Source organism: Labrenzia sp. 011 (assembly GCF_003075075.1).
Classification (GTDB): Bacteria; Pseudomonadota; Alphaproteobacteria; order Rhizobiales; family Stappiaceae; genus Roseibium.
Map to the genome: position 1 here is coordinate 474,687 of NZ_QCYM01000001.1, position 14,499 is coordinate 489,185.

Consider the following 14,499-nt stretch of genomic DNA (forward strand, 5'->3'; position numbering starts at 1 on the left):
AGGCCGGGGGACTCGTGACAGGGGCGTGAAACAGGCATGAAGCGGTATACGAAACCCATCCATCTTCCCCGGGCCATGGCGCATCGGGCGGCCGACAGTTCGCTGGCCCTGATCAATGTGGTGTTTCTGCTGCTGGTGTTTCTTCTGGTCGCCGGAACCCTGAAACCCACACTGCCTGAGCATTTTGAATGGGCGGAGACATCTTCCGGGACGGGAAACGGCAGTATTCAGGGAAGCCTCGTTCTGGTTCGCAGCGGTGAGGTGTGGTTCGAGGGCGAGCGGCTGGAGGCTGCCCAGCTCGAGACTTTTCTGCAGGGCGTTTCCGATGAGACGGACAGATTGGCGGTTCAGGTCGACAAACGCGCGAAAATGGAGGCCGTCGCAGCCCTTGCGGACAGGCTCAGGGCAAATGGCATCAAGCATCTGACGCTGGTAACGATCGAGGCGGATGGGCCGTGAGTGCGGCGCCGTACAATGATGACGGTCAGTGGGACATTCCGGGGTTCCTGTGGCCGGCAGTTCTCGGTACTTCGGTCGCCATCCATATTTCGGTTCTGATCTACGGCCTGCCGGATATGTCGTTTCTTCCGGACGAGCCGGTGCCGCAGCATGAAACCGAGGTCATCATTGAAAGCGGCGGTCTGACGTTTGCCCCCGTGCCCGCCGTCGAGAGTGAGGCTTCTCAGACAGCCGTCCCGGGAGCGGCGCCTGTCGTATCCTCCTCGGCAACGCCGCAACCGGTTCTTCCGGCACCGGTTGTTTCCGCCCGACCGGTGGAAGGGGACGCCTTGCAGCCGGTCAAGCCGGAAGCGTCCCGGCCCGACAGGCCGCAACCTTCCAAGGCTCCGGTCCTGCAGGCTGTCGCAGCGGCAAAACCTCAGGCAAGCCCGGTGGCCACGGCTCCGGTTGTGCCCGCACAACAGCCTCAAACCCTGACGGCCCTGCGTCCGGTCGACCAGACCCTGACACCCGCTCAACAGGTGGCGGTCGCGGAGCCGGGCCCGGTCGCGCGTGCTGGTGCGGCTCAGGTCGGCGGGCGCATCGTCAAGCCGGCTGTTTCGCTTGTCTCACCGGTAACCGGCCCGCCCTCCGGGAATGCGGAAGCACCAGAGCCCGTGCCGCAAAATTCGAATGTCCGTCCGGCTCAAGACAGTGTCGCGCTCGTCGCAGCTCCTTCGGCTCCGAAGGCAGCGGTTTCGGCACCAAAGAAGCTCGTGCCGGTGAGCGGGGCCAGGGTTGGTGCGGTCGGTACAGGAGGAGCTGTTTCGGGCTCCGGCCAGACCGGCACCGGACCGGTTCAGGCCGTCAGGCCCGTGGAGCAGCAGATCGCCACGCTTCGCCCCGCCGAGGAGGATGTCACGGCCATAGACCCTGCACGGCCCGAAATATCTGCTGTTCCGGCAGCGCCGCAGACGTCGGAACCGGCCCAGGGCGTTGCACCGGTCGAGGTCGCGAGCATCGATCCGCTGGCGAAGGTCTCCGGTTATGTTGCCAGCTACGATCCGGGCGACTGTGCTCATCTGACCGTCATGTCGGCCGGCGCCGACAGCGCGGCGGTCACCGCCTATGGAGCCGGTATTGCGCCGTTTGCCATTTTCGACCAGCGTTTTGCCGCCGATCAGGGCTATGAGGCGAAAATCGAAGTACGCCTGGTGACCAGAGAGCAGTGCGCTCTGCTGAACGCACTTGGCGTGTCGGAAGGCGTCGAGGCGGCCGGACTTGTGGAACTGGACAGGACGATCGTTGCCAGCGGAACCAGGGTTTCCGGGGTCGTTCAGCGGGATCTGCCGCTGGACCGGATCGCCGCGGCGGAAGGGACCGGCGTATCCTTGAACGGAAAGGGACCGCCGGAGCTCTATCTGATTGACGATGGCGGACAGATCCACGACGGCCGAGCCTATATCCTTCCGGCATCAAATGCGCTGACCGCGGGCGGATGGCGCTTTTCCGTGCCTGTCACGCTTCTGTCGAAACAGGAGAGCGAGACAGCGCTTCTGCTCGCCATCTGGAACCGGCCGGAGGACCGTCAACCTGAAGGGTTTTCCAGTCTACCTGCCGACCGGGTCGCCGAGGTCCTGTCCGCACCCGGGGTCTATTCCCTGACGGCATTCAAGGTAACCCGCTGACATGATCGTCGTCAGGCGGTTGAGGAGGCCGGGTCTGACATGCTTCCGGACCCGGCGGTGAAGACACCCGTCAGCAGCACTTCGATCGCGACCCGTTCCTTTTCCAGCCGCGTTTCGAACCAAGTGACTGCCACGGAAACAGGTATGGCGACGGCCAGGCCGCAAGCTGTGGTGAGCAGCGCGACCCAGATGCCGCCCGCAAGGGTGGCCGGATTGGCCGCGGCGCCGGAGTCCTGCAGGGTCTGGAAGGTTTCGATCATGCCGAGAACCGTCCCGAAAAGCCCGAGCAACGGCGAGATCTGGGTGATCAGATCCAGAGCCCGCAGCCAGCTTGCCAGACCGAAAAGCCGGTCGGCGGCCCGGGCGGAAATTTCTTCCCTCAGTCGCTCTTCCCGGATGTCACGTTCCTGGGAAGACAGTGACTGCCGGTCCAGCAACTGAATTGCGTCCATCGCGTTTCGGACTAGGGCGGCGGACAGGGAGCGGTCCTTGAGAAGATTCTGGGCCGCTTTGTTTCTCTCGCCCGTGCGCCATTGGGCGACGGCGCGCCGGACCTGGCCATGGCGACCGACACGGGCGCTTGAGAACTGGAACGCCTTGGCGAGGATCACCGCAAGCGCGGCAACGGATATCCCCAGAAGGACAAGGACAACCGGTCCCCCGAGTTCGAGCAAAGAGGAAGAGGTCTCAATCATGCGGCCGCTGTTTCCTTGTTCGTCCGAACACGGGACGGAGTCTCGCCTTGTGCTCTGAGTGCAGGCTCATCAATCCCCGAACTGGATCGGGGTGCGGTTTTTCAGATCGAGTAGATCGAGGCAATAGACATCAGTGATGCTTGGCGGGACGCAGTTCAGGACATCGTTGATATGGAGGCGGGAAAGGCCATCACACGGTTTTCCGGCAAGGTCGAACTGCAGCACCTTGGTTTTTCCGGCGGAAATCCTGGAAAAGTCGAGACGCAGGAACTGATCCACCAGACCATCCGTATTGAAGGCGACCATTTCCAGGCCGAGCTGGTCGATCGGCCGTTCCAGACCGTTCGTGGCAATGACCGACAGGCGGCATCCGCCATCCTGCGTGGGCTGGACATGATTGAGCTCAAGTCCGATTTTTCCGGTCACATCCTGCGCCTGGACGGAGACTGCGAAAGCGGCTGACAAAATTCCAGCCAGGACAAACCTTATCGAAAAATGCATGTAACTCCCTCGAAAATATGTGCCGACCGAAAAGGCGGGCCGGCACGATCCGATGCCCTGCAAACGGCGTCAGTCATAAGACAGCAGCACGGTCCAGTCCTGGGCTCCTTCGGTCTCGATCTGGAAAAAATCCGCCTCGATCAGGCCTCGTTGCCAGCACTGGTCACCGTCATACAAGACGAATTTTTCTTCCCGAATGCAAAGGGTAATGTCACCGCCAAGACGGCTTTCGCTGAAACCGTCCGCGACATGAAGATAATAGCGTTTGTTGGTCAGCGCCTCCTGGAGCACCTGGCTGCAGGCGTTCGAGGTGATTGTCCACCAGCCCTCTGTCCGCACACCTTCATCGGTTTCATACCCTATGGCGACATTCACGAGGTCAACGGACCCGTTGCAGACCCGCAAGCCGGCCTCGGCCATGTTCGGAAAGGCCAGAAAGGCACAGGAGGCCAGAAGCCCGGCTGCAGAATTCCGCCAGTGCCTGAGACCCTCGGTCCGATTTTTCAATGGCGGTGTTCGCATCGTCGTGCTGACCCGGTTTCTTGCCTGTCAGGCACGCTACGGAAATGCGCTGCGCGGGTCAATTTCCCATGACGCTCCGTTGCGCGCGACCGGCGCGGAAAAGTTGACGGAGTGATTGCGGCAGGGGCAGACTGCCGACAGTGGGGTGAAACCGCCTTGCGGCCACGCATCACAAAGGCCCAGTTGATGATTTCAATCCGGACACCGCTTGCAAAACGCAGGCGTATTCCTCTGACGCCGTTGATCGATGTGATCTTCATTCTGGTGATGTTCTTTCTGTTGTCCTCGACCTTTGGCATCTGGCGGCCACTGGAGATTTCGCTTGGGGGCGAAACGGCGGGTGAAAGCCCGCCCCCGGCGGTGGAGTCCGCGCCCTCGGTGCTGATTCTTGCCCGTACGCAACACACAACGGGAACGCTCCGTCTGAACGTGAACGGTCTGGATGTGGAGCTGGAAGAGCTAGCGGCCGAACTCGACAGGCTGGCCGGCCTCGGTGCCGAAAGCGCCGTCCTGATGCCTGCTGGCGGAACCGGATTTCAGGAGGTCGTCCGCATTCTGGATGAAGCAAAATCCTCCCGGATAAAACGAGTGAGCCTGAAACTGGACTGACAGACACCGGGCCGAGGCGTTGCAGCCCCCGGCAATCAAGGGGGGCAATGGTATCCATGCGGAACGGGGCCGTTGATGGCTTTCTGACGGAAACACCGCAGGCACAGCGATTGCGGAACCGCACCGGTCGGGGCCGGGAATCGAAAAGCCCGGCGATGTGCCGGGCTTTTGTTGCTTGTTTGCGGATCGTGTCAGCGACCGATGGCACCGCCGATGATACCGCCGACAACACCGCCGAGAAAGGCAGCACCGGCCGGATTCATCGACCCGCCGTTGTTTTTCGCTCGGGTCTTCGTGTTTGACGCCTTGCGTGTGCTCTTGGCGCTGCGGGAAGCAACCGCTGCCTTCTGCTTGCGTTGCTGTTCAGCTGCATAGGCCGTGTATTGAACGGCGGTCTGCGTGGTCAGCAGGGCATATTGGGCTGCAGTGAAATATCCTGTTGCCACAATTCCGTTTGCGGTTTGCCAGGCGGCGATACCGGCACGGGTCTTCGGCCCGAAGGCACCGTCCGGATTACCGACATTCTGTCCGGACAGGTTCAGGCGAGCCTGAACTTCCCGCCGTGCGGTCCGGTTCCAGCCAAGGCTGGCCTCGGTGGCCTGGGTTCCCGGAATCGCTTTCTGCGGATCCGGCAGGCTGGCGATTACGCCGGTCCCGGTCTGCGGAGCGGTGCCGGCAGGGGTCAGGGACGCAACCTGCGACTGGGATTCGAGCCGCTTGATCGAATTGCGGGCAAACCCGGCGAAGGTGCCGTTCGGATAGGTGTCCAGATAGGACTGGTAATCGGCGACGTTATTGCTGTCCTTGACGGTTTCCCAAACCAGCTTTTCCCGTTCCCACGCGATGGTGGACTGCGTGGCCGTACTGATGGCTGCCTGGTTGGCGGCAGAGGCCTGGGGAGATGTGGTCGCGCTTGTGCCGAGCGAGGCAACTTCCGTTGTCGGCGCAGCGGCTGTTTCCTGCTTGTTCAGGAACACTTCGCCGATCAAGGAGGCATTCACCCACGGCCGCTGGCGTTTTTCCGTTTCGTCGAAGACATCGCCGGTCACGCGGGTCATCACGGTCTGGATCGAGACATTCGGCGTGTCGATATGACGGATGAGCGCGGATGTGAACGGGGAGTTCTTGCCGTCACCGTCAAGAGCCACATCGCCGGGGCTGGTGGCGAACGCGATAACGGAGCCTTCACCGCCGGTTTCCTGCACCTTGATCTCGGCAAGGCCTGCTCCCACGTTGCCAGAGCGGCTGGGGCCCATGCGGCGGGCCAGCGTCCGTGCAAGCGGATTGTCGCGGCAGGCATCAAGGAACACCATCTGCACTTTCACGTCCTTGGACATCTGGCGCAGGATGAAGTCGACCGAGATCGTTTCGAAATCGAGAGAGGTTTCATCCTCGATCTTGGCGTCGATCGGCACCAGAAGATTCTGGCCGGCAATCTGCATGCCGTGTCCGGCGTAAAACAGAAGGGCGATTTCGGCGCCATAGGCCTTTTTCGCGAATTCCATGACGGTCCGGCGCATGTCGCCATAGGTCTGGTCCTGACCTGCAACGACCTCAAAACCGAGGCCGCGCAGTTTTGTTGCCATCAACTCGGCGTCGTTTGCCGGATTGGGCAGCTGCACCGTGTGTTCGTAAGCGCCGTTGCCGATAACCAGGGCAACGCGCTTGGCCAGTGCCGGGGCCGTTCCTGCAATCACGATTGCCAGCACGGCGATCATTCGTTTGAACATGTCCTGTCCTCTCGTCGATCAATGTTGCCAGTCGGTTCGACCGATCTTCACTCGAGGTTTTTCCTCTTGGGAGAAGGGTTTACCTCGTGCGGCATGATGTTTCTGTAATTAGCGTCACAGGAACATGTGTTTGCGGAACCTGCCCCGGTGACCAATAAAACGGCTCTGTAGCGAGCCGGTCGGTTGTTAAAAATCAAATCTGCCGGCGCATTATATCGAATAGATCACCGGAACGCCACAATTGACGTCTTGTTTCTGGCCTATTCTCGCCCGGAATGCGTGGACAGGCCATCGTTTCGTCCAATTCTGGCCGATACGCGCGTTGGCCCGGCATGCTTTCGGCATGGCCGGGAAAGGGACGCTGCTTGCGTGACCGGTATCACATCGTCGGCCAAACCGGTTTTGCTGATTTCACGCTGTCCGGGCTGCGGCCAGTATTTCGTCGAATGCAACCCCGAGGACCCTTATTACGGCTGCGTGAAATTTACCTCAGGTTCGCTGATTGCCGCCGGAAAATGCATTCACGGCGATTTCGACCTCTATGGCATCGTCGATATGGACGTGCCGGACCGGATCCTTCATGCCGGGAGGAAAGACTGGGCCAGACCCATGCGCGCTCGCCGAAGTTTCTTGATGTCCGGAATTTCGTCGACAGCAGGACAGGTGTTCCAATGGCCCTGCATGAATCGCAGGAAACCTATGCGTGTTCACATGAGGACGACGATCTGGATGTGTTCTTTCCGGACGGTCGGGTTGACTATGCCGGTCCGACGGCGGCGAGGATCGCCGCTATCTATCAGCGCGAACTTCCCGCCCGTGAACTGTTTCGAAAAGACGATCCCGCGCAGCGGATCGAGGGCCGCTACGTATCACCGGCCGCCGGCTGAACTGGCGGCGGACATCGGTCATGTTATTTTCGGGAAAGTTGGTACGCCCAACGGGACTCGAACCCGTGTTTCCGCCGTGAAAGGGCGGCGTCCTAGACCGCTAGACGATGGGCGCGCGGTCGACGCGGCTGCGTCGTGGGGAGGCTTATAGGCGGGAAATTAGTTGCCCGCAAGGGCCAATACGACAATTTTTTGCAAGCCCGGAAATCCGGGCCTGCCACTGTTGAAAACCGGCTGATTTCACCACTCGCCGATATTGGGCATGGATGCCCAGGGTTCTTTGATTTCAAGGGCTTCGCCCTTTTGAAGCAGCTCGATGGAAATGTTGTCCGGCGAACGAACGAACGCCATTCTGCCATCGCGCGGCGGCCGGTTGATCGTCACGCCCTTTTTCTGCAGGTCTTCGCAGAAGTCATAGATGTTATCGACCTCATAGGCGAGGTGCCCGAAATTGCGGCCGCCTGAATAGGTCTCCGGGTCCCAGTTGTAGGTCAGTTCGAGCAGAGGCGCCGAATTGGCTTTTCCGGCTTCCACATCGTGCGACCCGGCCAGGAAGATCAGGGTGAAGCGCCCCTTTTCGTTCTCGTGGCGGCGGATTTCCTGCATGCCCATCTTGTTGCAGTAAAAATCCAGGGAGTCTTCGATATTGGTTACGCGAACCATGGTGTGCAGATAACGCATGTCCTATCCTTTTCCTCGATCGAGGGAATTAGCGGAGCTCGCCGGACCTGCCATGACACCAATCACCAGCCTGCCGGAAGCCCGGCACCTTGTGGCACAATTTCAGGGAGGTGCCTACCGGCGGATCGTGGCGCTGACAGGCGCCGGCATATCGACGGAATCGGGAATTCCGGATTTCCGGTCGCCTGGAGGCATATGGTCAACCCGCAGTCCGGTTCAATACGGGGACTTCCTGGCATTCGAGGAAAGCCGGCTGGAGGATTGGCACCGGCGCTTCGAGATGATGGAGTTCTTCTCCAGGGCCGTCCCCAATGCCGCCCACAGGGCTCTGGTCCATCTCGCGCACACCGGTTTTCTGAAAATGCTCGTCACGCAGAATGTCGATGGTCTGCATCAGGCCAGCGGATTTCCCGCGGACCGGCTGATCGAGATTCACGGCAATTCGACCTATGCCACGTGCCTGTCCTGTGGCGAACGGGCGGAGCTGGAGGTGCAACGGCCCCAGGTGGAGGCCGGGCACAGCCCGCTCTGCGGTCGCTGTGGTGGTTACCTGAAGGCGGCCGTGATCAGTTTCGGTCAGCAGATGCCGGAACGGGAACTGCAGGTGGCCGCAGAGGAAGCACAGGACTGCGACCTGTTCCTGGTGCTCGGCTCATCGCTTGTCGTCCAGCCGGCTGCCACCCTGCCTGCGCTGGCCGTGCGCGGCGGTGCCGAACTGGTGATTCTGAACGGTCAGGAAACACCGCTCGATTCTCTGGCCTCTATGGTCATTCGCACGCCTCTGGCCGAGACCTTTGCGAGTTTTGGCGAAGAAACGCCGTAAATAAGGTAAATGGTCTGTGGTTAGTCCCACAATTTTGCTTCTCGCGATAATACGCAATGTTATCCTTTTGTCAGAAATAGGCTGAAGGGTGAGTCGTTAATTGCCTACCAGCCACTTGATACGGACCAGAGACGGGACAAATGGCTATGGGGGTTAAAACCGCACGGGAACCCCGCGCACTCGATACGTTGGCGGATGATGTCGCCCTGGACGTATATGAGATCGCCGGAACGATTAAATGGTTCGATGTCGGTAAGGGCTACGGCTTTATCGTACCGGACAGCGGTGAAAACGACATTCTTCTGCATGTGACCTGCCTGAGGCGGGACGGCTTCCAGACCGCCTATGAAGGTGCCCGGGTCGTCTGCGAAGTGCTGGACCGGCCACGCGGGCTGCAGGCGTTTCGGATCCTGTCGATGGATGAAACGACGGCAACCCATCCCTCGCAACTGCCGCCATCGCGAACCCATGTTCAGGTTGTTCCCGAAGGCGGATTCGAAAAAGCGACGGTGAAATGGTTCAACCGGGTCAAGGGATTCGGTTTTCTCACCCAGGGTGAGGAAACCGAAGATATCTTCATCCACATGGAAACGCTACGCCGTTTCGGGATCACGGAGTTGCGGCCCGGGCAGGATGTTCTGGTGCGGTTCGGCCAGGGACCGAAAGGCCGGATGGCCGCCGAAATCCGGCCGGTGGGGGCAGGGACCCATATCCCCGCATCCCATTGATCGGATTCCGGTCTCGAAGACAGTGATTCAGGCCGGACTTGTTCCGGCCTTTTTGTATGCCGAACCTGAAACCGGGAACCCCCCGCTCCCCTTCGGATCGATAACAACAGCTTGATCGCTCGCCCTTCCGGTGCGGATCGGTGTAGAAGTCTGTTTCGATTGTTCTGACCAGATTACGGGTTTTCACGATGATTTCACGCTTCCGCCGTTTGGCCATCGCCGGTTTCACGCTCTGCGTGATTTTTTTCACGGCGCCCCTTTTCGCAAACGCCGAGGACGGCGTGACTCCGCTGCGCACGGAAAGCCTGGTGGTCCGGTCGGGAGACCGGGAGCACAATTTCGAGGTGGAAGTTGCCGAAACCGACCGCCAGAGGGCCAAGGGTCTCATGTTCCGGGAAGAAATGCCCGCCGACAAGGGCATGCTGTTCGTCTTCGCGGCCGAGGGCGACCGTTATTTCTGGATGAAGAACACGCCACTGCCGCTGGATATTATCTATATCAATGCTGCCGGCCGGATCGTCAGCATTGCCGCCGACACGACCCCCTTTTCGGAAGATGTGATCCCCTCGGCAGGGCCGGCGAAATTCGTTCTGGAGCTCAATGCGGGCACGTCCGCCCGGCTCGGAATTGACCCCGGAGACATGGTGTCCAGCCCGTCCATGGCGAAAGACTAGCAGCGGGTATCACGCGCGGTTCACAAGAAGAACGGGCCGGGGCAGGGCGCCAGCGCGAGGCTTTCCACAGAGGCGGGAATGCCTCGGGTGCACGCGCACTTGACGCAAGCCCGGATCACGGATACACCCCACAAATCAACGGATCGGGGCATAGCGCAGCCTGGTAGCGCATCTGGTTTGGGACCAGAGGGTCGCAAGTTCGAATCTTGCTGCCCCGACCAACTTTCCTCATATATTCAGACTTCTCGGCGGATTCCAGTCGTCCGGTCGATCGGCTGTGCCGTCCGGCGGCATCTGCAATGGAAATTCCACCGGTGCAGTGTTGCCGTGCGCTCAGGGCACACGCCGAAGAGCTGCCGTGATGAAGCGGCTCTCGGGAGCTGAAAAAATCGTACTGGAAGTTGACGGACCGTGAAATTACCGGTCGAAGGCCTTCAGAAGCAGGGACATGACATTCATGAATTCCTCGCGCCTGTCGGCGGACAGATCCGCAGGATCGGACACAGAGTAGTCCAGTGTCAGAATCATGTCCCACATCTCGGTGAGATTTGCCGCATCGATGGCTGCCTTGAGATCTTCCGGTTTGACAGCGCTCGGCTGAACATGTTCCGGAACATAGGCACCTAAGCCCTTGATGAATCCATAGTGCATGAGCGGGTCTTGTCGTTTTGGTTCCGGGAACCTTCGTGATTGAACATCGGATAGATCCGTCAGCTTCGCCGAGCCGGATCAATCGTATAACGCTGAAACATCCTGATTGGCGAGCGATAACCGCCGATCAGGATGTTTCAGTCTGAACCCGATCCCCGCTGGTCGGCGAACCGCCATCGGGCTGTGGGGCATATAACGATCGGGCTCTGATAGCATAGGTTGTATTTCGGCGCCACGACAAATAGGGGTCTTCGCTCCGGCACCGGAAAACACCGTTAATGCAAACTTTTCTGTTTCCGGCGAGCCTGTCGGCGTCGGTCCCGCAGAGGGCTGGGCCAAGAACGGTGTTGACTTCCGCTGAAAAGGCGGGAAAAAGCTCTGGGTACGTTGTGAAACTCCTGGACCTTGAATGAAGGGCACAGAAACATGGTTGCGCGCATTTACCGTCCGGCAAAAACGGCCATGCAATCGGGCAAGGCGAAGACCCATCGCTGGGTTCTGGACTACGAGCCGGAGATCGCCAAATCCGTGGAGCCTTTGATGGGCTATACCTCGTCTGCCGACATGAAGCAGCAGATCCGTCTGTTCTTCGAAACCCAGGATGATGCCGTTGCCTATGCGCGTCGGCACGGAATTCCCTACAGGGTGGAAAAGGCTCAGGACCGGCGGGTACGTGGCTCGGCCTATGCGGACAATTTCAAGTTCAACCGTGTCGCGCCCTGGACCCACTGAAGACAAGGCGCCGGATGCAACTTGTCCGTTCGTTTCGGCCCAGGCTGGAATTGACTGTTGAAACCCAGATTCTCGTATCGACACGGACATTCTTCTCGGCGCATTAAAAAGATCGTGGCAGGAATGACTGCACCCGCGGTCGAAACAGGCCCCGTAGCTCAGCTGGATAGAGCGCTCGCCTTCTAAGCGAATGGTCACAGGTTCGAATCCTGTCGGGGTCGCCAACCTTCATTTTCAGATGGAATTCCGCAACCGAAGCGGCCGCATGCCGGACGGGGCGGGTCGCCGCGGCGGTCCGGACATGGAAAGACCGGCCCTGTGGCAGCTGGCAGGGCCGGTCGACCCGGAGAAACTTTCTGAACCTCGTCGAGGCTGTCAGGCGGAATCCGACTTGGAAGAGCTGTTCTGCTGGCCCACCATGAGCGGGGTGATTTTTGTCTTCAGGATCATGTCGAGATCCTCGGACCCGTCTTCCAGGGACTGAAGCGCCATGTCGAGGAAGTAGGAGCAGAAGGTTCTGCCGTCCTTGTCCGATTCCTTCTTGGTGTAGCGAATCATTCGCTTGATAGCTTCGATCGCAGGTTCCTGTACGGAACTTGCAGAGTTCGGTTTGTCGACTGACTTAGACATAATACTACCCACCAGTAATAGTTACCGATTGCAGCGGCGCTGCTGTGACCATCCACGAAAATCATGATGTTGCGGCGTGAAAGGAGCGTGATAAGGTACTGTTGTGTTTCCGGTTTCGCAATATTCGCGGTTGCGATATCACGTAATCGAAAATGTGCAATTCAATTGCGGGGAATTGATGGCAAACGCGTTCTGCTTCGCTTGCCTCGGGAGGCCGTTGCTTCTGGATAATAACCAGGAGCCTGTAGCTGTTAAAACCCGTAAGGCACTGGCGGTCATGGGATATCTGAGCCGAATGGGAGGGATGACCGCCCAGAGGGAGGCTCTGGCGGACCTGCTTTGGAGCGGTGCTGACCGCCATAAGGCCATGCAGTCGCTACGTCAGGCCCTGCGCCAGTTGAAGACCGCCGAGCAGGAAGCCGGTGTCGATGTCGTGATTTCCTCCCCGGGACATATCCAGCTCGATCCGGCGCTGTTTTCCTCGGACCTGACCAGAGTGATGGACCTTCTGGAGCGTGGCGGCACTTCCGACTTCCAGCAGGCGGAGGCGTTGTGGCGCGGTGATTTTCTCACCGGGTTCGAGGATATCGATTCCGATTTTTCCGACTGGCTGATGGTGGAACGCGAGCGTGTCCGCTCGGAAGTGACCAACGCCGCCTTCCGCCACCTCAACCAGATTTCGATCGAGGACGGCGGGAAGCAGGTCGAGGCCGGCGGCCGCTTCCTGCTGAAGATCGATCCGGCGTTCGAGGCCGGGCACCGGGTGCTTATCCGGCTTTATCTGAAGCTGGGGCAGCGCGACCGGGCCGAACAGCAGTTGCGGGCCTGTGAACGCGAGTTGCGTCTGCATCTGGATGCCGAACCGGAGGCGGAGACCAAAATTCTCCTGCACCATGGCGACGGGGCACAAGATATAGAAGGCCTCGCGGGGCTTCCCGCGAAAGTGAAGCCCATCAGAGCCTATCTTCCCAACAGCGACGATGTGGTCCGGCTCCCTGAAATATCCATTTTATCGTCGTCTCTTTCGAAAAAGGGTCTGAGTGATGCGGTGCACCTCAGGGAAGAAATTGTTTCCGGTCTGTCTTCCTTCCGGTCATTTGATCTGTTCGAATCGGAATACTTTGGCGACGAAAACGTACCGAAACCGACCCTTCTGGAAGGCCACGAACTGGGGTGCTACCTGCTTCGTTTCAGGCAGGACGAACGATCCCGGAAAATCGTGATCCAGTTCGAGGATCGCAGCAATGGCCAGATCGTTTTCAATGAGATTGTCGATCTTTCGCAGTTTGAAGGACTTACCTCGGTAGCCAGTCAGATCGTAAGTCGCATCCACATGCACGCTACGACCAGACTGAGAAATCCGGCGAACACGTCGGTATTCGCGCGCTGGTGTCAGGCAGAATCCCTCCTGTGGGACTTCACCAAGCAATCAGATGAAAAAGCCATGCGATTGCTTGACGATCTCGAGCGAACGAACGGGTCATTTTCAATGACCTATGCTGGCAAGGCATCGATCATGATGAAGCAGGAGCTGCACTTCCCGCTTCTGGACAGAACGATCAGGGAAGGGGAGAACAGCCTCCTCAATCTGGCAGAAAAGTCCATAATGCTTGATCCCTGGCAGGCGGTTAACCAGCGTGTTTATGGATGGGCGCTGATTCTGTCCAACATGCCAGAGGAAGCCAGGCGCGCGTTTCACAACGCCGGCCGGCTCAGCTCGGCAGACCCGGCAAATCTGATGTCAGTGGCGGAGGGGTTGGCCTTTTCCGGAGATGTCAGCGAAGCACGTGCGACGGCGCAAAGGGCTTTCTCGCTCTTCGCGTTCGTTCCGCGGGTCTTCTATGAATATCTGGCCAATATCTACTTTGCTGCCGAAGATTATGAAAACGCAATCAAGCAGATCGAACGCGGTGCAGGCGTTGGTATCAGCGGTCTAACGACACGTGTAGCAGCGCTGATGTGCGCCGGTCGTGAAGGCGAGGCCCTTCAGACCCTGCAACGCTATGGCGAGCATCGTGCTTCGTTCTTGAAGAACTCTCCGAAAGCGGCACAGGACCCGGTCGGGTGGCGATTGAAAATCAACTTCTTTCAGAATGAAAAGGTTCGCCACGACTTCGACAAGGGAGCTGCGCTGGTGCAAAAGTTCCTGTTCGACGGTTCAGGGTCAGTTTAGTGAAAACGTTCTGGACAGGTCTCTCAGGTAGGTCTCGTTTCCGGTTTTGAGTTTTTCCGTGCTGAGGCGGTAGGGCAAGGCAACGGCGTTGGGTACTTCGCCCTGATCGACCACCTTGAAGGTGAGCAGCTTTGTCGATTGCGGCGGCAGGCCGATCTCTTCCAGCAGGGCAGAAGGATTTTCCGTAAACGATCGGCGGAAATCCTCATCCAGGGCAGCCTTGGCAATCAACTTGCCAAGATCTTTTATGTTGCTCTTGTAAAATGGGAATCTGGCCATGTTGATCACCTCCAAATGCAAGCCCGAACTTCCCGGAATTTGAAAGTTCGGGCTGATA

The 14,499-nt window shown here is 59.1% G+C and carries 17 protein-coding genes and 3 tRNA genes; 11 read left to right on the forward strand and 9 right to left on the reverse strand.

The features are described 5' to 3' along the window. Positions 1-36 precede the first annotated feature (36 nt). Both DCO57_RS02025 and DCO57_RS02030 read left to right on the forward strand, forming a co-directional pair. Positions 37-459 carry a biopolymer transporter ExbD gene (locus tag DCO57_RS02025; RefSeq protein WP_116697157.1) on the forward strand — a complete coding sequence of 141 codons (423 nt, stop codon included), beginning with the start codon at positions 37-39 and terminating at the stop codon, positions 457-459. Beyond that, on the forward strand, positions 456-2,126 hold the full coding sequence (locus DCO57_RS02030) for a hypothetical protein (RefSeq protein WP_116697158.1): 1,671 nt from the start codon (positions 456-458) through the stop codon (positions 2,124-2,126). The genes DCO57_RS02025 and DCO57_RS02030 overlap by 4 nt, the downstream gene beginning before the upstream one ends. A gap of 11 nt (positions 2,127-2,137) precedes the next feature. Here DCO57_RS02030 and DCO57_RS02035 read toward each other — a convergent pair whose 3' ends face one another. The 3 genes from DCO57_RS02035 to DCO57_RS02045 form a co-directional block, all read right to left on the reverse strand. After that, a complete protein-coding gene (locus tag DCO57_RS02035; protein WP_116697159.1) occupies positions 2,138-2,821 on the reverse strand; it encodes a MotA/TolQ/ExbB proton channel family protein in 684 nt (227 codons plus the stop codon). 69 nt (positions 2,822-2,890) lie between these two features. After that, the gene (locus DCO57_RS02040; protein WP_133192613.1) at positions 2,891-3,247 is read right to left on the reverse strand and encodes a hypothetical protein; all 357 of its coding nucleotides are present in this window, start codon (positions 3,245-3,247) and stop codon (positions 2,891-2,893) included. A 144-nt stretch (positions 3,248-3,391) separates the two neighbouring features. Next, entirely contained in the window at positions 3,392-3,829 is a 438-nt protein-coding gene (locus DCO57_RS02045; protein ID WP_165814602.1) for a DUF1036 domain-containing protein, read from the reverse strand. A 201-nt stretch (positions 3,830-4,030) separates the two neighbouring features. On the opposite strand from DCO57_RS02045, the gene DCO57_RS02050 reads away from it, so the two are divergent. Continuing rightward, positions 4,031-4,453: a biopolymer transporter ExbD gene (locus tag DCO57_RS02050; protein ID WP_116697162.1), complete on the forward strand. Its 423-nt coding sequence runs from the start codon at positions 4,031-4,033 to the stop codon at positions 4,451-4,453. Positions 4,454-4,644: 191 nt separating this feature from the next. Here the strand turns inward: DCO57_RS02050 and DCO57_RS02055 are convergent, their stop codons facing one another. Further along, positions 4,645-6,183 carry a caspase family protein gene (locus tag DCO57_RS02055; RefSeq protein WP_116697163.1) on the reverse strand — a complete coding sequence of 513 codons (1,539 nt, stop codon included), beginning with the start codon at positions 6,181-6,183 and terminating at the stop codon, positions 4,645-4,647. Between the two features lie 671 nt (positions 6,184-6,854). Between DCO57_RS02055 and DCO57_RS02060 the strand changes: the two genes are divergently transcribed. After that, positions 6,855-7,070, forward strand: a complete 216-nt coding sequence (locus tag DCO57_RS02060) for a hypothetical protein (RefSeq protein ID WP_116697164.1) — start codon at positions 6,855-6,857, stop codon at positions 7,068-7,070. A gap of 39 nt (positions 7,071-7,109) precedes the next feature. On the opposite strand, the gene DCO57_RS02065 is transcribed toward DCO57_RS02060, so the two are convergent. Both DCO57_RS02065 and DCO57_RS02070 read right to left on the reverse strand, forming a co-directional pair. Continuing rightward, positions 7,110-7,185 (reverse strand) — tRNA-Glu (locus DCO57_RS02065). A gap of 125 nt (positions 7,186-7,310) precedes the next feature. Further along, positions 7,311-7,751: a VOC family protein gene (locus tag DCO57_RS02070; protein WP_116697165.1), complete on the reverse strand. Its 441-nt coding sequence runs from the start codon at positions 7,749-7,751 to the stop codon at positions 7,311-7,313. 52 nt (positions 7,752-7,803) lie between these two features. Here DCO57_RS02070 and DCO57_RS02075 point away from each other — a divergent pair, with 52 nt between their 5' ends. The 4 genes from DCO57_RS02075 (at position 7,804) to DCO57_RS02090 (ending at position 10,197) form a co-directional block, all read left to right on the forward strand. Beyond that, entirely contained in the window at positions 7,804-8,574 is a 771-nt protein-coding gene (locus DCO57_RS02075; RefSeq protein WP_116697166.1) for a Sir2 family NAD-dependent protein deacetylase, read from the forward strand. Between the two features lie 146 nt (positions 8,575-8,720). Beyond that, positions 8,721-9,302, forward strand: coding sequence for a cold-shock protein (locus DCO57_RS02080; RefSeq protein WP_116697167.1), 582 nt, complete (start codon positions 8,721-8,723; stop codon positions 9,300-9,302). A gap of 188 nt (positions 9,303-9,490) precedes the next feature. Next, positions 9,491-9,976, forward strand: a complete 486-nt coding sequence (locus DCO57_RS02085) for a DUF192 domain-containing protein (protein WP_116697168.1) — start codon at positions 9,491-9,493, stop codon at positions 9,974-9,976. Positions 9,977-10,120: 144 nt separating this feature from the next. Next, positions 10,121-10,197: transfer RNA gene (locus DCO57_RS02090), tRNA-Pro, on the forward strand. Positions 10,198-10,393: 196 nt separating this feature from the next. Here DCO57_RS02090 and DCO57_RS02095 read toward each other — a convergent pair. Next, positions 10,394-10,627, reverse strand: a complete 234-nt coding sequence (locus DCO57_RS02095) for a hypothetical protein (protein ID WP_116697169.1) — start codon at positions 10,625-10,627, stop codon at positions 10,394-10,396. Between the two features lie 426 nt (positions 10,628-11,053). On the opposite strand from DCO57_RS02095, the gene DCO57_RS02100 reads away from it, so the two are divergent. Beyond that, entirely contained in the window at positions 11,054-11,359 is a 306-nt protein-coding gene (locus tag DCO57_RS02100) for an ETC complex I subunit (RefSeq protein ID WP_116697170.1), read from the forward strand. Between the two features lie 147 nt (positions 11,360-11,506). Beyond that, positions 11,507-11,583: transfer RNA gene (locus DCO57_RS02105), tRNA-Arg, on the forward strand. A 151-nt stretch (positions 11,584-11,734) separates the two neighbouring features. Here the strand turns inward: DCO57_RS02105 and DCO57_RS02110 are convergent. Beyond that, positions 11,735-11,917: a hypothetical protein gene (locus DCO57_RS02110; RefSeq protein ID WP_208977740.1), complete on the reverse strand. Its 183-nt coding sequence runs from the start codon at positions 11,915-11,917 to the stop codon at positions 11,735-11,737. 250 nt (positions 11,918-12,167) lie between these two features. On the opposite strand from DCO57_RS02110, the gene DCO57_RS02115 reads away from it, so the two are divergent. Beyond that, a complete protein-coding gene (locus DCO57_RS02115; protein ID WP_116697172.1) occupies positions 12,168-14,162 on the forward strand; it encodes a BTAD domain-containing putative transcriptional regulator in 1,995 nt (664 codons plus the stop codon). Here DCO57_RS02115 and DCO57_RS02120 read toward each other — a convergent pair. Beyond that, positions 14,154-14,462 carry a hypothetical protein gene (locus DCO57_RS02120; protein WP_133192614.1) on the reverse strand — a complete coding sequence of 103 codons (309 nt, stop codon included), beginning with the start codon at positions 14,460-14,462 and terminating at the stop codon, positions 14,154-14,156. The two genes, DCO57_RS02115 and DCO57_RS02120, sit on opposite strands and share 9 nt — an antisense overlap. Between the last annotated feature and the right edge of the window lie 37 nt (positions 14,463-14,499).